The organism is Agrobacterium sp. Azo12, assembly GCF_029193765.2.
Lineage (GTDB): Bacteria > Pseudomonadota > Alphaproteobacteria > Rhizobiales > Rhizobiaceae > Agrobacterium.
The window spans coordinates 176,868-199,980 of record NZ_JARFYO020000001.1; the positions used below are offsets into that span (position 1 = coordinate 176,868).

At 55.0% G+C, this 23,113-nt stretch carries 18 protein-coding genes; 7 read left to right on the top strand and 11 right to left on the bottom strand.

Annotated elements, in window-relative coordinates; all coding sequences use genetic code 11:
• Positions 1–132: 132 nt before the first annotated feature.
• Genes leuS through holA form a run of 3 tightly spaced genes read left to right on the top strand, consistent with a single transcriptional unit; the run spans position 133 to position 4,351 of the window.
• On the top strand, positions 133–2,763 hold the full coding sequence (gene leuS, locus PYL13_RS00775; RefSeq protein ID WP_275643369.1) for a leucine--tRNA ligase: 2,631 nt from the start codon (positions 133–135) through the stop codon (positions 2,761–2,763).
• Positions 2,753–3,304, top strand: coding sequence for an LPS assembly lipoprotein LptE (locus tag PYL13_RS00780; protein ID WP_250984228.1), 552 nt, complete (start codon positions 2,753–2,755; stop codon positions 3,302–3,304). Before leuS ends, PYL13_RS00780 begins: the two co-directional genes overlap by 11 nt.
• 9 nt (positions 3,305–3,313) lie before the next feature.
• The gene (gene holA / locus PYL13_RS00785) at positions 3,314–4,351 is read left to right on the top strand and encodes a DNA polymerase III subunit delta (protein WP_275643370.1); all 1,038 of its coding nucleotides are present in this window, start codon (positions 3,314–3,316) and stop codon (positions 4,349–4,351) included.
• Between the two features lie 68 nt (positions 4,352–4,419).
• Here holA and fdxA read toward each other — a convergent pair whose 3' ends face one another.
• The 4 genes from fdxA to PYL13_RS00805 form a co-directional block, all read right to left on the bottom strand.
• Positions 4,420–4,758 carry a ferredoxin FdxA gene (gene fdxA, locus PYL13_RS00790; RefSeq protein WP_275643371.1) on the bottom strand — a complete coding sequence of 113 codons (339 nt, stop codon included), beginning with the start codon at positions 4,756–4,758 and terminating at the stop codon, positions 4,420–4,422.
• Positions 4,759–4,915: 157 nt separating this feature from the next.
• Entirely contained in the window at positions 4,916–5,329 is a 414-nt protein-coding gene (locus tag PYL13_RS00795; protein WP_250984226.1) for an RNA-binding S4 domain-containing protein, read from the bottom strand.
• Between the two features lie 4 nt (positions 5,330–5,333).
• Positions 5,334–8,360 carry a helicase-related protein gene (locus PYL13_RS00800; RefSeq protein ID WP_275643468.1) on the bottom strand — a complete coding sequence of 1,009 codons (3,027 nt, stop codon included), beginning with the start codon at positions 8,358–8,360 and terminating at the stop codon, positions 5,334–5,336.
• 743 nt (positions 8,361–9,103) lie between these two features.
• Positions 9,104–10,318: a ubiquinone biosynthesis hydroxylase gene (locus PYL13_RS00805; RefSeq protein WP_275643372.1), complete on the bottom strand. Its 1,215-nt coding sequence runs from the start codon at positions 10,316–10,318 to the stop codon at positions 9,104–9,106.
• An 84-nt stretch (positions 10,319–10,402) separates the two neighbouring features.
• On the opposite strand from PYL13_RS00805, the gene tesB reads away from it, so the two are divergent.
• From tesB to PYL13_RS00820, 3 genes are all read left to right on the top strand, one after another.
• Positions 10,403–11,293 (top strand): acyl-CoA thioesterase II, encoded by an 891-nt coding sequence (gene tesB / locus PYL13_RS00810; protein ID WP_250984224.1) that lies wholly within the window; start codon positions 10,403–10,405, stop codon positions 11,291–11,293.
• A 214-nt stretch (positions 11,294–11,507) separates the two neighbouring features.
• Complete coding sequence (locus tag PYL13_RS00815) at positions 11,508–11,858, top strand: P-II family nitrogen regulator (protein WP_192490490.1); 351 nt, start codon at positions 11,508–11,510, stop codon at positions 11,856–11,858.
• 25 nt (positions 11,859–11,883) lie between these two features.
• Entirely contained in the window at positions 11,884–13,239 is a 1,356-nt protein-coding gene (locus PYL13_RS00820; RefSeq protein ID WP_192490491.1) for an ammonium transporter, read from the top strand.
• Positions 13,240–13,402: 163 nt separating this feature from the next.
• On the opposite strand, the gene PYL13_RS00825 is transcribed toward PYL13_RS00820, so the two are convergent.
• A complete protein-coding gene (locus tag PYL13_RS00825; RefSeq protein ID WP_275643373.1) occupies positions 13,403–14,107 on the bottom strand; it encodes a DUF1013 domain-containing protein in 705 nt (234 codons plus the stop codon).
• Between the two features lie 229 nt (positions 14,108–14,336).
• Between PYL13_RS00825 and acs the strand changes: the two genes are divergently transcribed.
• The gene (gene acs, locus PYL13_RS00830; protein WP_192490493.1) at positions 14,337–16,295 is read left to right on the top strand and encodes an acetate--CoA ligase; all 1,959 of its coding nucleotides are present in this window, start codon (positions 14,337–14,339) and stop codon (positions 16,293–16,295) included.
• A 70-nt stretch (positions 16,296–16,365) separates the two neighbouring features.
• On the opposite strand, the gene PYL13_RS00835 is transcribed toward acs, so the two are convergent.
• The 6 genes from PYL13_RS00835 to PYL13_RS00860 form a co-directional block, all read right to left on the bottom strand.
• Positions 16,366–17,373 (bottom strand): TRAP transporter substrate-binding protein, encoded by a 1,008-nt coding sequence (locus PYL13_RS00835; protein ID WP_259149035.1) that lies wholly within the window; start codon positions 17,371–17,373, stop codon positions 16,366–16,368.
• A gap of 42 nt (positions 17,374–17,415) precedes the next feature.
• The gene (locus PYL13_RS00840) at positions 17,416–18,693 is read right to left on the bottom strand and encodes a TRAP transporter large permease (protein WP_259149033.1); all 1,278 of its coding nucleotides are present in this window, start codon (positions 18,691–18,693) and stop codon (positions 17,416–17,418) included.
• Positions 18,694–18,696: 3 nt separating this feature from the next.
• Positions 18,697–19,227, bottom strand: coding sequence for a TRAP transporter small permease (locus tag PYL13_RS00845; protein WP_259149032.1), 531 nt, complete (start codon positions 19,225–19,227; stop codon positions 18,697–18,699).
• A 116-nt stretch (positions 19,228–19,343) separates the two neighbouring features.
• Positions 19,344–20,504 (bottom strand): fumarylacetoacetate hydrolase family protein, encoded by a 1,161-nt coding sequence (locus PYL13_RS00850; RefSeq protein WP_275643374.1) that lies wholly within the window; start codon positions 20,502–20,504, stop codon positions 19,344–19,346.
• A gap of 258 nt (positions 20,505–20,762) precedes the next feature.
• Positions 20,763–21,479 carry a FadR/GntR family transcriptional regulator gene (locus PYL13_RS00855; protein WP_192490498.1) on the bottom strand — a complete coding sequence of 239 codons (717 nt, stop codon included), beginning with the start codon at positions 21,477–21,479 and terminating at the stop codon, positions 20,763–20,765.
• Positions 21,480–21,609: 130 nt separating this feature from the next.
• Positions 21,610–23,052, bottom strand: coding sequence for an FAD-binding oxidoreductase (locus tag PYL13_RS00860; RefSeq protein ID WP_275643375.1), 1,443 nt, complete (start codon positions 23,050–23,052; stop codon positions 21,610–21,612).
• Between the last annotated feature and the right edge of the window lie 61 nt (positions 23,053–23,113).

A 23,113-nucleotide genomic window follows, 5' to 3' on the forward strand; every position in this document is an offset into this window, starting at 1 on the left:
AGCCAAGCCGCTTTGTGCCCTTTGTGTGCCAATTGCAAAGTTTGAACGCCCTGTGATGCCACCAAACTTGACGCACCGGCTGTTTCATGGTGAAGGTCAGCGCAATTTTCCCATGGATACCGGATTTTGAGAATGGCCACCGAACGTTACAATCCTCGCGATGCCGAGCCACGCTGGCAGCAGAAGTGGAACGAAGACAAGGTCTTCGAAACCGATAACGCCGACCCGCGCGAGAAGTACTACGTTCTTGAGATGTTTCCCTATCCGTCGGGCCGCATCCACATGGGCCACGTACGCAACTACGCCATGGGTGATGTCGTCGCGCGCTACAAGCGTGCCCGCGGTTATAATGTTTTGCATCCAATGGGTTGGGACGCATTCGGCATGCCTGCTGAAAACGCCGCCATGCAGAACAAGGTTCACCCGAAGGACTGGACCTATCAGAACATCGCAACCATGCGTAACCAGCTGAAGTCCATGGGTCTGTCCCTGGATTGGAGCCGTGAGTTCGCGACATGCGACGTGGAATATTACCATCGCCAGCAGGCGCTCTTTATCGACTTCATGCAAAAGGGCCTGGTTCATCGCAAGCAGTCAAAGGTCAACTGGGACCCGGTCGACCACACCGTTCTTGCCAATGAGCAGGTTATCGACGGTCGTGGCTGGCGCTCCGGCGCTCTGGTTGAACAGCGCGAGCTGACTCAGTGGTTCTTCAAGATCACCGACTTTGCGGAAGATCTTCTGGAAGCGCTGGACACGCTCGACCAGTGGCCAGAAAAAGTACGTCTGATGCAGAAGAACTGGATCGGCAAGTCCGAAGGCCTCTCGCTGCGTTGGGAAACCGTGGCTGCAACCGCGCCACAGGGTTTCTCTGACGTTACCGTCTACACCACACGCCCTGACACGCTGTTTGGCGCATCGTTCCTGGCCATCTCTGCCGACCATCCGCTGGCCCGCGCATTGTCTGCCAACAACCCAGAGATTGCTGCATTCTGCGAAGAATGCCGCCGTCAGGGCACATCGCTGGCAGCACTGGAAACCGCTGAAAAGAAGGGCATGGATACCGGCGTCAAGGTCGTTCACCCACTGGACGCATCCTGGGAACTGCCCGTTTACATCGCCAACTTCGTGTTGATGGATTACGGCACCGGCGCGATTTTCGGTTGCCCGTCCGGCGACCAACGTGACCTTGATTTCGCACGCAAATACGATCTGCCGGTTGTGGCTGTCGTTATGCCGGAAGGCGAAGATGCGCAGACATTTGCGGTTGGCGACACGGCCTATGTCGATGACGGCGTGATGATCAACTCACGCTTCCTCGACGGCATGACAACCACCGACGCCTTTGAAGCCGTTGTTTCCAAGCTGTCGGCACAGACGCTGGGCAATGAGCCACAAGCCGAGCGCAAGGTGAACTTCCGCCTGCGTGACTGGGGTATTTCACGCCAGCGTTATTGGGGCTGCCCGATTCCGGTCATTCACTGCGAAGTCTGCGGCGTCGTGCCGGTTCCGAAGAAGGACCTGCCGGTCAAGCTGCCTGACGATGTAACGTTTGACGTCCCTGGCAACCCGCTGGACCGCCATCCCACATGGCGCCACGTTTCCTGCCCGCAATGCGGTAAGGATGCACGTCGTGAAACCGACACAATGGATACATTCGTCGATTCCAGCTGGTACTTCACCCGCTTTACGGCGCCATGGGAAGACAAGCCGACAGATCCGAGGGTCGCCAACCACTGGCTGCCAGTCGATCAGTATATTGGCGGTATCGAACACGCGATCCTTCACCTGCTCTATTCGCGTTTCTTTACGCGCGCCATGCGGGACACAGGACATGTGGATGTGAAGGAGCCCTTCAAGGGCCTGTTCACACAAGGTATGGTCGTGCACGAAACCTATAGCCGTGGCGAAGGTATGAGCCGCGAATGGGTGCCGCCTGCTGACCTGCGGATTGACGAGGCCGACGGCACACGTCGTGCTTTCCTGCTGTCGAACGGCGAAGAGGTCAAAATCGGCTCCATCGAAAAGATGTCGAAGTCGAAGAAAAACGTCGTTGATCCCGATGATATCATCGCGTCCTACGGTGCCGACACGGCGCGTTTCTTCGTACTATCCGATTCACCACCTGATCGTGACGTGATCTGGTCAGAATCTGGTGTTGAAGGCGCACACCGCTTCGTGCAGCGCGTCTGGCGCATCATTGGCGAGGCTGCCGACGAACTGAAGACTGTCAAGGCGGCTCCGGCAACCGAGGGCCCGCTTCTTGCAGTGTCCAAGGCCGCGCACAAGACGCTGAAGGCAGTGCAGGAAGACCTGGACAAGCTGGCATTCAACAAGGCAATTGCCCGCATCTACGAATTGGTCAACACCATTGCCGGCCCGTTTGCCGATATCGCGGCCGGTGGCAAATCCGATGCGGACAAGGCAGCAGCACGTGATGCCGCTGAAATCCTTATTCGCATGATCGCACCGATGACGCCGCACCTGGCGGAAGAGTGCTGGACTGTAATTGGCAATAACGGACTCGTTGCTCAAACCCCTTGGCCAGCATTCATTGCAAAGCTGGTTGAGGAAAATGAAGTCGTTATGCCAGTACAGATAAACGGCAAGAAACGTGCAGAATTGACAATCGCGCGCGATGCGGATCAAGATGCCGTCAAAGCTGCCGTGCTTGCGCTCGATGCCGTTGTCACGGCATTGGCAGGTAACGCGCCGAAAAAGATCATTGTGGTTCCTCAAAGGATTGTGAACATTGTCGTCTAACGTCTCTTCCGGATGGAGCCGCATCGCGTTCGTGGTTTGCGCAATTGTTTTGTCCGGTGCTCTCGCCGGCTGTCAGGTGCGCCCGCTGTATTCCAAGGAATCAGGAACCACTGAAAAGCTGGCATCGGTGCAGTACGCACCGGTGACCGGCCGCATTGCGCAGGCTCTGCGCAACGAACTGATCTTCAAGTCCGCTGGTGGCGCAGGTGAACCTGTGAAGCCGGAATATGAGGTGAAGCTCGTTGTGTCGTCATCGTCGACCTCGACAGAAGTAAACGACAATGACCTCTATCTGAACCTGCCGGACAATACGTTTGAAGGTCATTATCCAGGCCGTGTCGACGTATCAGCACAATATGTTCTGGTTCGCATTTCCGACCAGAAGGTCATTCGCTCCGCCACACGGACGGTGACCTCGATGGTTGACCTTCCGCAGCAGCAATTCGCCAATATGCGTGCGATCCGTGATGCACAGGACCGTGCCGTGCGTGAAGTCGCGGAAGTGATCCGTACGGACATCGCCTCTGCACTGAGCCGTTGAGACGCCAGCATGGCGGAAATAAAGTCCCATGAATTTGACCGCTTCGCCGAAAAACCGGTGGAGCGGTTTCGCATGTTTGTCGTCTACGGTCCCGATCGCGGCCTCGTATCGGAGCGTGCATCGCTAATCGCGTCCAAGACAGGCATTGATGCCAGCGACGCTTTCTCCTCACTCAAACTGAACGTCGGCGATTTGCAGGGCGATCCTGGCCGCTTGCTGGATGAAGTCAACGCTATCGGACTGTTCGGTGGCGAAAAGCTGGTATGGGTCAAGGGTGCGGCAAACGAAAAAGCTTTGGTCGACGCATTGCAGGTTCTCAACGAGACCCCTCCGCAATCTGCATTCCTGATCATCGAAGCCGGAGATCTGAAAAAAGGGACCGGCCTTCGCAAGATCGCTGAGGCATCCAGAGATATCGCCATCATTCCCTGCTATGCCGACGATGCCCGAGCGCTCAACGCCCTGATTGATCATGAACTGGCTCAGGATGAGTTGAGAATAGCGCCTGCAGCCCGCCAGAGGCTGATAGAATCGCTGGGGGGTGATCGCATTGCCTCGCGCAACGAAATCCGCAAGCTGGGCCTCTACTGCCGTGGAAAAAGCGTTATCGAGGAAGAGGACGTGCTGGCCATTATTGGTGATGCCAGCGCGATATCCGCAGACGATGCGGTAGACGCCATCCTGAAGGGTGACCGCAACGCATTTTTCCATGCGACGCAAAAAATCGTATCGTCCAAAACGCCAATCTTTCTGGTGTTGCAAGGCTGCCTTCGCCAATTCCAGCTTCTGGACCAGATGCGCGCGGAAATGGACGAAAAAAAACTGCAGGCAGGCCAGGTCATGCAGACACTTGGCCGGCATATCCATTTCCGCCGCAAGCCGATCATCGAGCGTGCGCTGCGTACATGGCAGCCAGCGGCGATTGCGCGTGAGATGAACCGGTTGCAGGCCGCGATCCTGCAGAGCCGCCAGCGTCAAAGCCTGGAGGACAGCGTGGCTCTCCTGACGCTGTTGTCTACCACGCTGCAATCCGGCCGCAGCGGGTAACAGATACACAAAAGCCCTTGTGCAGCAGCAACAAGGGCTTTTCCATTTCCAAGCTTATCAAAACCGTATCAGTCGCCGCTACCGGGTTCGGCAGAGAAATACAGCGCCAGCTTACCTGAGACGCCATCCAATTCCTTGGCTTCAGGCATCGCGTCACGTTTGATGGTGATGTTAGGCCAGATCTGCGAATATTCGGCGTTCAGCTTCAGCCACTCATCAAGACCTGGCTCGGTGTCCGGCTTGATGGCTTCGGCGGGACATTCCGGTTCGCATACGCCACAGTCGATGCATTCATCGGGATTGATGGCGAGGAAGTTCTCACCCTCGTAGAAGCAGTCCACAGGGCAGACTTCAACGCAGTCAGTATATTTGCAGCGAATGCAATTGTCGGTCACGACATATGTCATGAAGAACTCCAGAATACACGTTCCGGGAATGAAGGCTTTGGCAAAAATCCGCAGCCCGGACTTGCGGTATTGGTATTTTTGCCAGTGACGTAATGCCTTTACACAGTGAAGGCAAGAATAATTATTTCACAAAACATGTGTGATTTAGTCATATATTCTAGTCGGAAACGTCGTTGGCAGTATTGATGAACTTATCCAGTTCACGACGCTCTTTTTTGGTCGGGCGCCCTGCTCCCGGCTGCCGTACCGCCTGCTCAAGCAGGGTCAACCGCGTCGTCTTTTCACGCGGTGGCGTCTGGTCATCATAGAGGAGTTTGGCTTCCTCATAAGGTCCGCGTCTGTCACCAGCCGACTTCACGACAAGAATACGATCCATTCGGTCGAAGCTGATTTCCAGCTTGTCACCCGGCTTCACCATATGGCTTGCCTGCCGGATGACTGTTCCGTTGACACGCACATGGCCGGACTGGACATGGCTTTGCGCGATTGAACGGGATTTCGCCATGCGAGCGAAGAACAGCCATTTGTCGATGCGCTGGCGCGCGTGCTGACCTGACTGTTCTTCGTCCATGAGCTTATTTCTTCATCTGTTCCTTGAGCGCTGCGAGCTTCGCAAAAGGTGAATCCGGATCCAACGGCTTCTCCTTGCGCGGTGGCTTGGATTCGAAACGCTGCGACTGCGGCTTTCCGCCACGGTCATTGCGATCGTGCTTGTCCTTGCGCTCGCCACGGTCGTTGCGGTTGCCACGATCTGGTCTTTGACCACCATCACGCTTGCGTTCACCGTCACGATTGTTTTCGCGATTACCATCACGGCCGGCAGCGGCACGATTGCGGTCACGACCTTCGCCACCTTCGTTGCGACGTTCACCCTGGCCACGGGACTGCCCGTGACCTTGACGGCGGTTGTCGTTACGCTGGTTTTCATTACGTCCACCTGGACGCCACAACAGAACCGGCTTTGGTTCGGCTGTTTCAGCAGACGCTTCGGAAGACTGAGGCGCTTCAGCAGATGCAACCGCCTCTTCCGCTACAGCCTTGGTTTCTTCGGCAGAAACCTCGTGTTCAGCCGCATCAGCGTCATGCTCGTCACCAGCCTCTTCGCCAACTGGCGCTTCAGCGGAAGCAGCAGCCTGACCACTCTGGCCTGCCAGGAAGGTCGCTGCATCTTCAGCGCTTACCTGATCTGCACGATAACCAAGACCCTTGAGAATTTCTTCCATGTCGTCCAGCGTAGCGCCGAGGATGGAGAGCATACCCGTAGTCGTGGTGAAACGACGGCCGTCATATGCGCCCTCAGGACGCGGCTGCGCGCCGGGCTTCCACTGCAGCAGCGGACGGATGATATCCGCCAGACGCTCCAGAATGTCGATACGAACGGCGCGCTTTCCGAGGAAACGGAAACCGGCCAGCTTATAGAACATGCGGTCGAAGCTCGGGTCAGTGACGACAGACGTACGACCAGCAGCCAGAACCGGGATAAGATCGCCATAACCGGCATTGCCAAGACCGTCGTTCTTGAGCGCCCAAAGCAGGGTCACAAGTTCGGCTGGTGCTGGCTTCAAAAGCGCAGGCAGGAAAATGTGGTAAGCGCCAAAACGCACGCCGTAACGGCGCATGGATGCGCGCGCGTCCTGATCGAGCGACTTGACCTCTTCGGCCACGTCGCGACGGAACAGCACACCAAGGTTTTCGACGAGCTGGAAAGCCAGCCCCTTCGCCAGTCCCTGCAAATCTTCAGCGCGGGAAATATCATCCAGCGGCTTGAGGATCGTCGCAATCTGGTGATTGACGAAACGTTCGATACGGGCAACGGCGTGTTCACGCGCATTTCCGTTCAACTGTTCATCAGCCAGCATAATGACACGTGGCTTCATGATATTGTCGCCGGCGGCAAGTCGGGCAACAGGCTCACCGAGCCAACGCACCGCACCATCCGAGCCAAGCGCCAGATCATTATTGCCGCTGGCATGCAGACGGGCAGCACGCGCCTCATATTCGAGGGCAAGCGCCTTCTGCGCAGCCGACTGCACGGCCTTGGCATCTGGACCTTCGGTTCCGCTTATTGGCGTAAACCGGAATCCCGCCAATTGACCGACGTGATGTCCTTCAACGAAGACATCACCATTCACACTGATTTCAGCTTCAAGCATCGCATTCTCTCTCAGGCGCTTCATGAGCACAGATGTCCTGCGATCTACAAAGCGTTTCGTCAACCTTTCATGTAGCGCATCGGACAATCGATCCTCGATTTCCCGCGTCTTTTCTTGCCAGTGTGTCGGATCGGCAAGCCATCCGGGACGGTTGGATACATACGTCCATGTTCGTATCTGCGCAATCCGTGCCGACAGCGTATCTATTTCGCCATCAGTTCGGTCAGCCCTGCGCACCTGCTCGGCCATGAAATCTTCATTCACCGTGCCGCGACGAACGAGATCGAAATAGAGTGTCGAAATCAGATCGGCATGCTGGGCAGGTGTGATTCGCCGGTAGTCAGGCAGTGCACATGCTTCCCATAGCCGTTCCACTCTCTCCGGGGTAGTGGTGAGATCAATGATTTCCGGATAACGGGCAAGATAATCAAGCGCCTGCTGGTCCACAGCAGGCAAAGCACGCGACAAGCCTTGAAGAGCAGGTGCCACTTCAAGGCTTGAGCGCAGATTTCCAATCGAGGAATAGTCAAGCGCCTTGCTGCGCCACTGCAAAACCTTCACCGCATCGAATTCATGCGCTTCAATGCGTTCCACCAACTCTTCATCGAACGGTTCGACGCGACCGGTGACACCAAAAGTGCCATCACGCAGATGACGGCCAGCACGACCGGCGATCTGCCCCAGCTCTCCGGGGTTCAGATTGCGGAACTGATAACCGTCGAACTTGCGGTCCTGAGCGAAAGCAACGTGGTCGACATCCAGATTGAGGCCCATGCCAATGGCATCGGTCGCAACGAGATATTCCACATCACCCGCCTGGTATAAGCCGACCTGCGCATTACGGGTGCGCGGAGACAGAGCGCCCATAACCACGGCAGCACCACCACGCTGACGTTTTATCAGCTCGGCAATCGCATAAACTTCATCCGCCGAAAACGCGACAATCGCGGAGCGTTGCGGCAGACGGGTGATTTTTTTCTGCCCGGCATAAAAAAGTTGCGACAGACGCGGACGCTCAACGATGGTGATACCGGGAAGCAGCTTTTGTAAAATGGGCCGCATGGTACCGGCACCGAGGAAAAGTGTTTCCTCCCGTCCGCGCAGATGCAGCAGGCGGTCGGTAAAAATATGCCCGCGTTCCAGATCGCCAGCCAGCTGGACTTCGTCGATGGCCACAAAAGACGCATTGGTTTCGCGTGGCATGGCCTCAACCGTGCAGACGGAAAAACGTGCCTTGGGCGGAGAAATCTTCTCTTCGCCTGTCACCAGCGCGACATTGGCTACGCCAACCTTCTCGACCAGACGCGTGTAAACCTCACGTGCGAGCAGACGCAAAGGCAGACCAATGATACCGCTGCCATGCGCAACCATGCGCTCAATCGCATAGTGCGTTTTGCCGGTATTGGTAGGTCCGAGTACGGCGGTTACGCCGCGCCCGCTCAAGATCATTGGTTGAAAATTCAACGTACTGTCCGTGCGATGGTCATGCCTGTCGCTTCACCGGACGACAATCCGCCAGAAGCATGGACTTAACACATGGCGATGAGCAGCGACAAAGGCAAGGAATGTTTGCAGCAAAGCGCATTTTTCCATGTCTGTGACGGTTTTCGAATCCGGGAAAACAATGCCGGAATTAACATTTGGAACAGCGTGCGAACGAATCAGCGACGAATCGCTGACTCCATGAGATTCAGGGTTTGTTCACCGCAACATATGGTTTCTAAATCGTCGACCTACACGACATGCTGAATCCGGTTAAGAGCACGCGATGCATTTGAGCGAGCTTTCATTTACCTTTGTGAATAGATTGTTAAAATTTGAATGAACCACATATAAACATCTGAAAAATAACGATAATTCTCGAACTCTTCTGAAAAAATGATGTTGACGCATTAACCTTTGGAGTAAATGGAGAACGAATCGCTGACGAATCACAGACATCGACACTTTCCCGGTTTGTTCTCCACCATATATTGTGGAATAATAGTTTGTTAACCATACGATTATGTGGATAACGCAAACTGCTGACGCGCAATTTCATCGCAGCGTTAACATTTGCAGGGTAGCGGGCAGTCGTAAAACCCGAGGGGTTTTCGAGACGACACCCAAGTGATGTCCAAATGCAAAAAGACGGCCCAACCGAGCCGTCTTTGACATCAAACATCATCCCTTTTTGGGCGAAGGAAACGCCCTTAAAGCGGCTGTCCTGCCAGAAGTTTCGGACTGCTTTCACCCGCCAGACCCGCGGCTTGATCGATGAAATAAGACTTCAAAGCTGGCAGTCGGTCGACAAGCCCCAGGCCCAGATCACGCACAACGCGGATTGGCGTGCTGTCATTCGAGAAAAGGCGGTTGAGCACATCTGTCGTTATGCCCATGCGTAGCGTATCGAACCGGCGCCATGCCTGATAACGCTCCAGAACATTCAGCGAGCCGATGTCGAGGCCCAGCCGATCTGCTTCAACGATCGTTTCGGCCAGCGCTGCTACATCCTTATAACCAAGGTTCAGGCCTTGGCCTGAGATTGGATGAATGCCGTGGGCAGCATCGCCCGCCAGCGCAAAGCGTGGTGCGACGAAAGCCCTCGCAAGTGTCAGGCCAAGCGGAAACGCCCGCCGAGGACCAACCGCACGGACAGAACCAAGCTTGTGGCCAAAGCGGCGCTCAAGTTCTTCATCAAACAGGAAGTCATCGGATGCCACCAACTTGTCGGCATCGGCGCGACGTTCAGTCCACACCAGCGATGAGCGATTGCCCTTGAGCGGCAGTACAGCAAATGGTCCGGATGGCAGGAAGTGCTCTTCAGCCACACCATTATGTGGGCGCTCATGTTCTACCGTCGTGACGATGCCGGATTGATCATAGTCCCAGCGAACCGTCTTGATACCGGCCATATCGCGCAGAGAGGATCGAACGCCGTCACAGGCGACCAACAGTCTGGCCTCGAGAACATTGCCATCGGACAGGCTGATGCTGGTGCTCTGGGCACCGGTAACAAAACCGGACACTGTGAGACCGTGGCGAATGGTAATACCGAGACGATCACAAAGGCCTCTCAAGGCGCCGACGATCGCAACATTGGGAATCATATGCGCGAAGGGGCGTCCCTCTTCTACTTCGCCATCAAAGGTCAGGAATACCGGGCGAACCGGATCTGTCGTCTTGGAGTCCGTCACGATCATCTTGCGGATAGGCTCAGCCTCCGGCTCGATCTCGCTCCAGATGCCGAACACGTCGAGCATACGGGTTGCCGCTGAAATAATCGCCGAGGCACGCATATCCTTTTTCCACACATCCTGCGGTGCCGCCTCGACGATCTCGACCTGCATATGTGGAGCCGCCTGCTTGATGGCGACAGCAACGGCAAGTCCGACATATCCGCCCCCGGCAATCACCACATCCAGCATAATCAAACTCCTGCATTCTTGAGAATATTGCCCCGGCACTATAGACCATGGAAATCCATCTTCCTACAGCAGGAGCAAAGCTGAATGACGATTGATTCCGATCCGACGGAAAAATCCGCCATGCACAAACTGGTTGATACACTCGATCTGGAAAAGCTCGAGGAGAACCTGTTTCGTGGCACAAGCCCGCAAATTGGCTGGCAACGGGTTTTCGGCGGACAGGTCATCGCTCAAGCTCTGGTGGCTGCACATCGCACCGTCGATGCAGATCGGTTCATCCATTCACTGCATGCCTATTTCATGCGACCCGGTGATCCCTCGGTGCCGATTATCTATCAGGTTGAACGCATCCGGAACGGCTCCAGCTTCAATACCCGCCGTGTCGTCGCCATCCAGCACGGCGAACCGATCTTCTCGATGTCGGCTTCGTTCCAGATCGAGGAAGAAGGTTACGACCATCAAATGCCAGCACCGAAGGTTCCAGCACCTGAATCGCTGCTCAGCGAAACCCAATTGCAGGAAGCCTTCTTGGCAAAAGCGCCGCCGATGATCCGCAAATACTGGCAGAACAAACGGCCTATCGAGATAAAGCCGGTATCGCTGGCCCATTACATCTCCAACGAGAAGCTGGCGCCCAATCAGGATGTCTGGGTGCGCGCCGTTGGCGACGTGCCCGATGACCGCTGTTTCCAGGCAGCAATTCTCGCCTACCTTTCGGATATGACGCTGCTCGACACCTCGCTTTATGCGCATGGCACAACGATTTTTGATCCCAGTATCCAGGTTGCCAGCCTTGACCACGCCATGTGGTTCCACCGTCCATGCAAGCTGGATGATTGGCTGCTTTATTCGCAGGACAGCCCAAGTGCATCCGGAGCGAGAGGTCTTACCCGCGGCAGTATCATGACGCGAGATGGTGTGCTGATTGCATCGGTTACACAGGAAGGTTTGATTCGGAAAAGAGCAAATGATTAAATTTTGCGCTTAAATTTCAAACTGCATAATTATTGCGCGATTATTGTGCAAACAAATGCCTCCAAAACAGACTGCAAGAATATAGCTTTTACTTTTCAATAACTTATTCCCCGTCCTCAAAACTGGCACGCGCCTTGAATGTATAGCTGCAGTCGCTGTTCAGTGCGCCGCCAGCGGCAAGGAGAGTCGGCTCCGTGCCGAGGAAAAACAAAGGATGGGAAACCTGATGAAAATTGTGATGGCCATTATCAAGCCGTTCAAGCTGGACGAAGTGCGCGAAGCACTCACCGCTGTCGGTATCCAGGGCCTGACCGTAACCGAGGTCAAGGGTTACGGTCGCCAGAAGGGACACACGGAAATCTACCGTGGCACGGAATACGCCGTGAGCTTCCTTCCGAAGCTGAAAATTGAAATCGCCGTTCCTTCGGATGTGGTTGAAAAGGCTGTCGAGGCCATCGCATCCGCCGCCAAGACCGGCCAGATCGGTGACGGCAAGATTTTTGTCTACTCGATCGAGCAGGCAGTTCGCATCCGCACCGGCGAAACCAACACTGAAGCGTTGTAATCGGCTGATCAGGGAGTTTTATACAATGTCGTTTTCAAGAATTTCTACCTCTCTCGGTCGGCTGGGCGCCGGCACGGCGGCCCTTTTGGCCCCTGCCTTCGCTTTCGCGCAGGAAGCAGCCGCTCCTGCCGCTGAAGCAGCAGCCGCTGCACCGACAATCGACTCCGGCGACACCGCATGGATGCTTACGTCGACCGTTCTGGTGCTCTTCATGATCCTGCCGGGCCTCGCTCTGTTCTACGGCGGCCTCGTCCGCTCCAAGAACATGCTGTCAGTACTCATGCAGTGCCTCGTGGTTTCCGCAGCAATCATGATCGTCTGGGTATTCTACGGTTACAGTCTTGCCTTCTCCAACGGTGGTGGTCTCAACACCTTCATCGGCGGCTTCGAAAAGCTATTCCTGTCCGGCGTTACCTCTGAAAGCGTCAGCGGCAGCATTCCGGAATACGTCTTCATCTCGTTCCAGCTGACCTTCGCTTGCATCACGCCAGCGCTGATCGTTGGTGCATTTGCAGAGCGTATCAAGTTCTCTGCCGTGATCCTGTTCTGCATTCTGTGGGTTACCTTCGTGTACTTCCCGGTTGCTCACATGGTCTGGTCGGGCGACGGCGCCCTGATGTGGGACTGGGGTGCACTTGACTTCGCAGGTGGTACGGTTGTTCACATCAATGCTGGTGTTGCTGGTCTTATCGGCGCAATCCTGGTCGGCAAGCGTACAGGCTTCGGCAAGGACATGATGGCTCCTCACTCAATGACCCTAACCATGGTCGGCGCGTCGATGCTGTGGGTTGGCTGGTTCGGCTTTAACGCCGGTTCCGCCGCTGCTGCCAACGGCGTTGCAGGTCTCGCCATGATCAACACGCTCACTGCAACAGCAGGTGCAATCGTTGCATGGTGCGTGATTGAAAGCTTCGCCCGTGGCAAAGCTTCGATGCTCGGCGCTGCTTCCGGTGTTATCGCTGGCCTCGTTGCCGTTACTCCGGCCGCTGGCGCGGTTGGCCCAATCGGCGCGATCTTCCTCGGCGCAATTGCCTCGGCATTCTGCTACTTCTTCGTGTCCGTCGTGAAGAACAAGTTCGGTTACGACGATACGGCTGACGTATTCGGCGTACACGGCGTTGGTGGTATCGTAGGCGCTATCGGCACCGGCATCTTCGCAAGCACTTCTCTGGGTGGCGTAGGCTACGCAGAAGGCGTGACGATGGGCGCTCAGGTCTGGGTACAGATCAAGTCTGTTATCCTCACCATCGTATGGTGCGGCATCGGCTCCTTCGTCCTCTACAAGCTCGTTGATCTCATTGTTGGTCTGCGTGTACCGGTTGAAGCAGAACGCGAAGGTCTTGACCTCGCATCGCACGGCGAAGCTGCTTACCACAACTAAGATACATAACCCGGTGCGAGGTTACGGCCTCGCATCTCGAAACGTTCAAACCGCCCTCCGGGGCGGTTTTTTTTATGCCGAGATTTGCACCGCACAGATGACCAAAGAAAAACCCCGGCTCATGACCGGGGTTTTAACAATTCCGCTTTGTAACGGCAGATGATCAGAAACGATCATCCTCTTCATCATCGTCGTTCTTGGAAGACTTGAGGGATGCCAGTTTCGCAAATACGGCGTCAGCGTCGATTTCTTTTTCTTCTTCGCGCTGGTAGTTGAAATCCAGACCTTCGGTCTGGGCAGCTGGCTGCAGCGTTGCATCCAGCTCTTCAGCTGTCGGCAGCGGACGACCGCGCGATGCGCGTTCTACTTCCAGGTCCAGATCGATCTGGCTGCAGAGGCCGAGCGTCACCGGGTCCATTGGTGTGAGGTTCGCAGAGTTCCAGTGCGTACGATCACGAATCTGTTCAATCGTCGACTTGGTTGTACCGACGAGACGCGAAATCTGCGCGTCTTTCAGTTCTGCGTGGTTACGCACCAGCCACAAAATAGCGTTCGGGCGGTCCTGACGCTTGGAAACTGGTGTGTAACGTGGGCCACGACGCTTGGATTCCGGTACACGAACCTTAGGCTCGGAAAGCTTCAGCTTATGGTTCGGGTTGCCTTCGCCACGAACAATTTCATCACGCGACAACTGACCTGTAGCAATAGGGTCGAGGCCCTTGATGCCTTGTGCCGCTTCGCCGTCGGCAATCGCTTTCACCTCAAGCGGATGCAACTTGCAGAATGTCGCGATCTGTTCGAACGACAGTGCAGTGTTGTCAACCAGCCATACGGCGGTTGCCTTTGGCATAAGCAGTGTTTGAGCCATAGATACAGTCCTTCTGTCCGTCCGCTCCGGTGTCGCGGTCCGTGGATATTAACCACCAATTTCCGGGATATGTCTGCTCTATAAACGTATTGTATCGAAATTGCAATTCTTTGGGATACAAATGACCTTTGTCTAATTGCCGTGCGAGTGCGAAGTGTTATGAATTGAACACATATCGGAGGTGGGAGTCTCCGAACCGAAATTGACGTAATGCTTTTAGGAGGAGTTCATGTCAGCCAAAGTCTATCCAGTGTTGAAAACGGCGAAAACCCGAACACTGATTGATAATGACCGTTACCAGAAGTGGTATCAGGAAAGCGTAGAAGACCCGGAAAAGTTCTGGGACAAACACGGCCGCCGCATCGACTGGTTCAAGCCATATACAAAGGTCAAAAACACCTCATTTAAAGGCAAGGTACCGATCAAATGGTACGAGGACGGTCTGACCAACGTTTCCTATAACTGTATCGACCGCCACCTGAAGACGCATGGCGAACGCACCGCCATCATCTGGGAAGGTGACAACCCCTATATCGACAAGAAGATCACCTATAACCAGCTGTACGAACAGGTGTGCCGTCTGGCCAACGTTCTCAAGAAGCATGGTGTCAAAAAGGGTGACCGCGTTACCATCTACATGCCGATGATCCCGGAAGCGGCATACGCGATGCTGGCCTGTGCCCGTATCGGCGCAATTCACTCCGTGGTGTTTGGCGGCTTTTCTCCCGAAGCACTCGCCGGCCGTATCGTTGACTGCGAATCGACTTTTGTTATCACTTGCGACGAAGGTGTTCGTGGCGGCAAACCTATTCCACTGAAGGAAAACACCGACACCGCGATCGACATTGCTGCCAAGCAATATGTCATGGTCAATAAAGTGCTGGTTGTGCGCCGTACCGGCGGCAAGACCGGTTGGGCACCTGGTCGCGACTTCTGGTACCATCAGGAAATTGCAAGCGTGAAGCCGCATTGCGAACCGGTCAAGATGCGGGCGGAAGACCCGCTATTCATTCTTTACACGTCGGGCTCCACCGGCAAGCCGAAGGGCGTGCTGCACACCACGGGCGGTTATCTTGTCTACACGTCGATGACGCATGAATATGTGTTCGATTACAAGGACGGCGATATCTACTGGTGTACGGCTGACGTCGGCTGGGTGACAGGCCACTCCTATATTGTCTACGGACCACTCGCCAATTGCGCGACTACGCTGATGTTTGAAGGCGTGCCGAACTTCCCGGATCAGGGTCGTTTCTGGGAAGTCATCGACAAACACAAAGTCAATATTTTCTACACCGCACCAACCGCACTTCGTTCGTTGATGGGCGCTGGCGATCACTTCGTCAAACGTTCCTCCCGCTCCAGCCTGCGGCTGCTCGGCTCGGTCGGAGAACCGATCAACCCAGAGGCATGGGAATGGTATTACCACGTGGTTGGTGAGGACCAGAGCCCGATTGTCGACACATGGTGGCAGACTGAAACCGGGGGTATTCTGATTTCACCACTGCCGGGTGCGACGGATCTTAAGCCCGGATCGGCAACCCGTCCGTTCTTCGGTGTCCAGCCACAGTTGGTGGATGCGGAAGGCAATGTGCTCGAAGGGCCGGCCGACGGCAATCTGTGCATCACAGACAGCTGGCCAGGGCAGGCACGAACGGTTTACGGCGACCATAACCGTTTCGTGGAAACCTACTTCTCCACCTACAAGGGCAAGTATTTCACCGGCGATGGCTGCCGACGTGACGAAGATGGTTATTACTGGATAACCGGACGTGTCGATGACGTGTTGAACGTCTCTGGCCACCGTCTCGGCACGGCGGAGGTCGAATCTGCGCTGGTCTCGCACCATCAAGTGTCGGAAGCAGCGGTGGTCGGTTATCCGCATTCCATCAAAGGACAGGGCATCTATTGCTATGTGACGCTGATGGCAGGGCAGGTCGGCGACGACGCATTGCGCGCGGAACTGGTCAAGCATGTCCGTAATGAAATCGGCCCGGTTGCCACCCCAGACAAGATCCAGTTTTCTCCAGGCCTGCCGAAAACCCGTTCCGGCAAGATCATGCGCCGCATTCTGCGCAAGATTGCCGAGGATGACTTCGGGTCTCTGGGAGATACATCGACCCTTGCCGATCCGGCTGTCGTTGAAGATCTCATCGCCAACCGTCAGAACAAGGCAGTGGCGGCATAAGCAAAAAACAAAGCAACAAAAAACCCGGCTACCGAAAAGTAGCCGGGTTTTTTAGTCGAAAATGACCGGCTTATTCGCCGCGAATTTTCTTCAGTTCGGCCAAAGCGGCGTCGACAACGTCTGCACCGATGGCTGCCTTGTGCTTTTCATAAACAACAGCCGACTTCTCACGAATACGGGCCTGCTCTTCTGGCGAAAGCGTGTTTACCTGCAGGCCTGCTTCCTTGATCTTCTCCAGAGATTTCTGGTTCAGTTCGCGGATAACCTTACGTTCTACGTCACGGCCAACGATGGCGCACTCGCGAAGAGCTGCCTGTTCTTCAGCTGTGTAGCTGTCGAAGATTGGCTTGGAGAAGAGGAACAGGAACGGCGTGTAAGCGTGGTTCGTTTCTGTAACAAACTTCTGAACTTCGTAGAACTTCGACGTATCGATAGTCACGTAGGGGTTTTCCTGCGCGTCGATAGCGTGTGTTTCCAGAGCGGAAAACACTTCACCAAAAGCCATTGGTGTCGCGTTGGCGCCAAGGTTCTGGAACGTGTCAAGGAAGATGTTGTTCTGCATCACGCGCACTTTCATGCCCGAGAAGTCTTCCCACTTGTTAACGGCCTGCTTGGAGTTGGACAGGTTACGGAAACCGTTTTCCCAGTAAGCAAGGTTTACGAGGCCCTGCTCTTCCAGCTTCTTGTTCAGCATGTCGCCGAATTCGCCGTCCATCAGGGCGTCAGCTTCCTTCGTATTGCCAACGAGGAATGGCAGGTCGAATACGCCGAGAGCCGGAATAAGGCCAACAAGTGGAGACGAAGACGTTACAACGGCTTCCTGAACGCCGGAACGCAGTGCTTGCGTAGCTTGCAAGTCGCCGCCGAGAGCGCCACCCCAGAATGCAGTCAACTTCAGCTTGCTGCCGGTCTTGTCGTTAAGGCAAGCCTGCATGGCTTCGATACCGTTACCAACAGGGTGGTCCTGGTTGATGCCGTTCGAAACGCGGATGTTGCGATCATTGAATTCCGCGAACGCTGGCGCTGCAGCGCCAACTGCGAAAGCAAATGCGGTGGTGGTCAGAAGAAGTTTTCTCATAATATCCTCCCTTGGACGGTTAGCGAGAAAGCAGGTTGACGATTAGCGAAGGTATTTCAACGGCACCAATACGATATCGGGGAACAGAACCAGAAGGAACAGGACCGCGATCTGGGCAAGGAGGAACGGCACAACACCGACCGTTACCTTACCGAGTGGAACACGACCGATGCCACTGACGACGTTCAGAACGACGCCGACTGGTGGCGTGATAAGGCCAATACATGTGTTCATGATAAACAACACACCGAAGTACACCGGATTGATACCCGCCTTCATGATGATTGGCATCAAGACAGGTGTCAGGATCAGAATCGTTGGCGTCAAATCGAGGGCAGTCCCGACGATCAGAACGAGCACCATGATGGCAAACATCAATAGCATCGGACGGTCGATCAGCGGCTCAATGAAACCGACGATTTCGTTCGGGATATTCGCAGCAGTGATCAGCCATGCGGAAACAAGAGCGGCGCAAACCAGGAACATGATGATCGACGTGCTTTTTGCAGCGCGCAAGAAAACATGGCCGAGGTCGGAAGGCTTCAGTTCTCGGTAAATGAAGACGCCGACAAACAAGGCGTACGCAGCGGCGACAACCGCAGCTTCGGTTGGCGTCATGATACCAGCCTTGATACCACCGAGAATGATGACTGGCATACCGAGAGCCCAACCGGCTCTAAACGTCGCCTGAAGACGCTCTTTTCCGCTGGTTTTCGGCAAAGGCTGAATATTATCCTTACGAACCACGAACAACCATGTACCAACCAGCGACAACCCCATCAAAATACCAGGAACGATGCCAGCCATGAACAACTGGGTGATCGAAACGTTGGCAGCAACACCAAAGACGATAAATGCCATGGAGGGCGGGATAACCGGCGCGATGATACCACCAGCGGCAATCAGGCCAGCAGAACGGGGAACGTTATAACCTGCCTTCGCCATCATCGGAATGAGGATAGCAGCCAGAGCTGCGGTATCAGCAGCAGCCGATCCAGAAATACTCGCCATGATAACTGCAGCAACAATGGCCACGATACCAAGACCGCCACGAATGTGACCGACAAGTGCAATTGCGAAATCGATGATACGGCGCGACAGACCACCGGAGTTCATCAACTCACCAGCGAGAATGAAGAACGGAATGGCAAGCAGAGTAAATGTATCTGCACCCTGAATCATGTTCTGGGCAATAATCTGCGTGTTGAACATGCCCATATAGGCCATGAGCACAACACCGCAGAACATCAAAGAGAATGCAACCGGAACCCCGATCGCCATGGCTCCGAGCAGGGAGCCAACAAAAACGAGAAGTGTCATGTATCAGCGCTCCGAAAGCTGTTCGATTGTCAGGTTTTCACCTGCAAAAGCGGCGATTTCTTCTTCGGTGACCCGACCGGTCAGCAACCGGAACAATCGCTCGAGAGCAATCAGGAAGAGACCTGCTCCTGTGAACAGGCCGACGCCATAAACCCAGATCATCGACAGGCCGGTGACCGGCGCATGCATACTGGCGTTGATGCCTGACTGCTTCCAGGTGCCCCAGAAGAAGATCGCAGAACAGCCAAGAATGACGAGGTTCGACAAAATCATGCAGAACACGCGCTTGCCGCGCGAAAGGAACATGACCAACGTTTCGATACCCATGTGACTATTTTCACGGAAGGTCAAAACGGCACCGATGAAGGTCAGCCAGACGAAGAAGTAGCGCGACATTTCTTCCGATATGTTGATACCGGAGTTCATGGTGTAACGCATGACGACATTCACAAAAACCATGATCGCCATGCCAGCAAGCAGAGCAACCAGAATGATCTCGAGAAGCCGGTAAAAAAGGTTGATCGCCTTTTGCATTTTCCCTCCCTGAGAAAACATGAGCAGACGTCGAAAGGTCCAGGATGCTTTCAAAAACGCACTGCTACTAAACTGAGAATGAGAAAAACGGGTGTTCGCTGGAACACCCGAAGTCCTTAAAGAAGGCCACGCCCGGCCAGATTGCGCATCAACGCCACGGTGCCGAATGTCCATTCAGGGCAATCGGAAGTCGAGGCAACCCGGTTGATGAGCTTGCCAAGCTTCGGGCTGGAGATTTCCACCCGGTCACCCTTTGCATGGGTAAAGCCGAGGCCTGGGCCATGACGATCCTTGACTGGAGCAAACATGGTGCCGAGGAAGAAGACCGCGCCATCAGGATACTGGTGATCACGGTTGAGAAGCTGCGATACCAGATTTTCAGGTGTGCGGCTGATGGCTTCCATCGGGCTGACGCCCGTCATGGTGAAGCCGTCTTCGCCTTCAACAACCAGAGAAATCTGCGACTTCTTGACATCTTCAAGCGTAAACTTGCCGTCAAACAGTCGGATAAACGGACCAATCGAGCAGGAAGCGTTGTTGTCTTTCGCCTTGCTGAGCAGAAGGGCTGAACGGCCTTCAAAGTCACGCAAGTTGACGTCATTACCCAAAGCAACACCGACGATACTACCGTCGGACGTGACCGCCAAAACCACTTCCGGCTCGGGATTATTCCACTGCGACTTCGGATGCACACCGATCAGTGCACCGCAGCCAACGGAGGACATGGGCTGAGCCTTGGAGAAGATTTCAGCGTCCGGGCCGATACCGACCTCGAGATACTGCGACCACAGACCCATATCCTGGAGAAGGGCCTTCACCTCGGCGGCCTTGGGAGAACCAGCTTCGAGACCCTTGAGATTGTCACCCAGCACAGGTGCCAGACGGCCACGGATTTCCTGCGCACGCAGCGGATCACCCTTGGCCTGCTCTTCGATGACACGTTCCAGCATGCTGTCGGCGAAGGTAACGCCAGCTGCCTTGACGGCCTGAAGGTCGTTTGGAGCAAGAAGCTCACCGGAAACGCCATCGAGGAAAGATTGTAAATCGCCCAACGCCGGGAAGGCGGAGACATCTGCCAGCAATTCGACAAGATTCTTCTTTTCGAGAACCTCGGACATGACAGGCGCGATTTTGGTAATATCGTAAAGGGTGCCGTCTTTCAGAACGACAGGGCAAGGGCCATTGGCAGCCTTGGACCAGACGCGACCAACCAGTACGGCAGTTGCAGCATCTTCAGGCAAAATCATATCTGTCGTGATCGACAAACGGTCAGTCATATTGTTCTCCTCCCACCCAGGCAATTCCAGCGGCTGCACTCCAAGCAGTCGTATTGTCTGGATGTCTGACAAGCTTTGACGATCTTCATAGTATGACTTTTGAGCCGAGTCCAGCGCATCGCCCAGAAAATGTCGTAAGCCTTAATTTTTATTGTGCGTCGCGTTATTGCACTTGCAACAAAAGCTGTCGACAGTTTCTGACGATTATCACGCCCAAAAGTCAAACCGGTCTGACAAGATATTGAAAAAATTCAACTGTCAGAACACGTCGAGATCGATGTTTAGCCGCTTGGCAGCACCCATGATATGTTTACGCATCGCATCACGTGCCATCACGACATTTCGCGATGCAATAGCTTCGCGCAAAATCACATGCTCATTGATAGTGACCTCAAGGATTTCTCCATAGACGGCGCGTGAAAATGCGGTGTTGATCGCCAGGCTGATACGCTGCGCGATAAAGCCCAGAAAAATCAGGAAATATTCATTACCCGTCGCTTCGGCCATGGCGCGGTGAAAGTCGAGGTCGGCTTCAACGCCGTCCTTCGACCACTCAATGGCATTGCGCATGCCGTAGATAGCCTTGTCGAATTTTTCCAGATGTTCGGGCTTATGATGAAGGGCTGCAAGTCCGGCCGCATCGATTTCCAGCGACATGCGAAGCTGCATCAGATCACGGAAGTTTTCGGGATCATTAAGCGCGGATTGCTCAATGCGCACCGAAAGCCTTTGCCGTGGATCGGTCACGAAGGCACCGACACCCTGACGGGTCTCGACAAAGCCTTCATTACGCAGCTGGGCAATTGCTTCACGGATCACTGAACGGCTGACACCAAAGGTCTTCGCCAGAATGTGCTCGGTCGGCAATCTGTCGCCCGGCCCCAATTTTGATTCGGTGATCTCGCGCGTGATTTCGGCGGCAATTCTGCCGGGCAAATGTTCATTGCGATGAATCTGGTTGAATTCGAGCGACATGCGGCCTCCCAGCCCTTACAGCTTCGTACCCTTTGCGAGGGTCGACGATTGAACGGAAAGGCAAGCCGAGCCTGCCGTCATATTTGCTCAAGAGCGGCCCGTGAGAGCCGCTCTCGAATTCCTCCGAGCATTAGCTATGCGCTTGCAGGGTGATCTGGCAACCGGGATTCATACGAAACTCCGGATCGAACGCCTTTTTCAAGTTCATGATCATGTTTCGCTGAACTTCAGGCAGACGTGCCTCAAAATCGCTGCGCTTCAAGCGACCGATGCCATGCTCGGCACTGATGCTGCCGACGTAACGGTCAAGAACCTCGTTCACCAGCACCTTCGACTTGTAGATGTAGGCATCGCGCTCTTCGCGGCTGGAGCCATCCGGCGGCAGAACGTTGAGGTGAACGTTGCCGTCACCGACATGGCCGTAAGATACAGCAAGGCATTCCGGCAGCTTTGCGTGCAGTTCGGCTTCTGCCTCAGCGACAAATTCAGCGAGCTTGGAAAGCGGCACCGAGATATCGGTACGCATATGCGCACCGCGCAGCGCCTGACCTTCATTCATGCCTTCGCGGAACAGCCACAGCGACTGCGCCTGTGCACGCGACGACGCGATAACGCCGTCCAGCACCAGACCATCTTCCATCACACCTTCCAGGAAACGGCCCATCAAGTCAGCCGTATCCACCAGACCGGAACCGGAAATTTCCATCAGCACATAGGCTGGATAGTCGCCCGCGATCGGCATTTTGAGATCCGGAATGGCTTCGATTGCCAGTGTGAAGGCAACAGGCGGCATGAACTCGAAGGCCGACATCAGGTCACAGCATTCGCGGCGCGCACGACGGTAAAGCTTGATGGCATCATCCAGCGAGTTGAGGCCAAGAAGAGCTGTCTCGACATGTTCCGGGTTCGGATAAAGCTTGACCGAAACCGCAGTGATAATGCCAAGCGTACCTTCTGCACCGATGAACAGTTGCTTGAGGTCAACACCACGGTTGTCCTTGCGCAGGGTCGAAAGGCCGTTCCAGATCGTTCCGTCCGGCAGCACAACCTCAAGACCAAGCACCAGTTCACGTGTCATACCGTAACGCAGGACGTTGATACCGCCGGCATTGGTGGAGACATTGCCGCCCATACGGCAACTGCCCTGCGCACCAAGCGACAGCGGGAAGAACATGCCTTGTTCGGCAACGGCATCCTTGAATTCAGATAGGATGCAGCCGGCTTCAACGACAGCCGAAAAATCATCCGCATCAATGGCGCGAATAGCATTCATACGTTCAAGGCTGATAACGACCTGGCGGGCAGGATCATCAGGCGTGCCACCGAGAACCAGACCTGTATTACCGCCCTGCGGGATGATCGCCAGACCTAGCTCGGCACAAGCGCGAACGGCTGCCGATACGTCTTCCGTCGAACGGGGCCTGATCACGGCAACCGCAGAGCTTTTCACGTCGCCATGCCAATCGCTGCAATAACGCTGCATGTCTTCCTGCGCCGTCAAAAGCAAACCTTCGCCCAGCACCGCCTTGAGCTTCTCGCGCAGGCTTTCAGTCCCGCTAACCGCATCGGCCATGTTATACCCTCTATAATGACTGTTCCTGCCCACGCATCAGATGCGGCGATCGCCGTGTCGT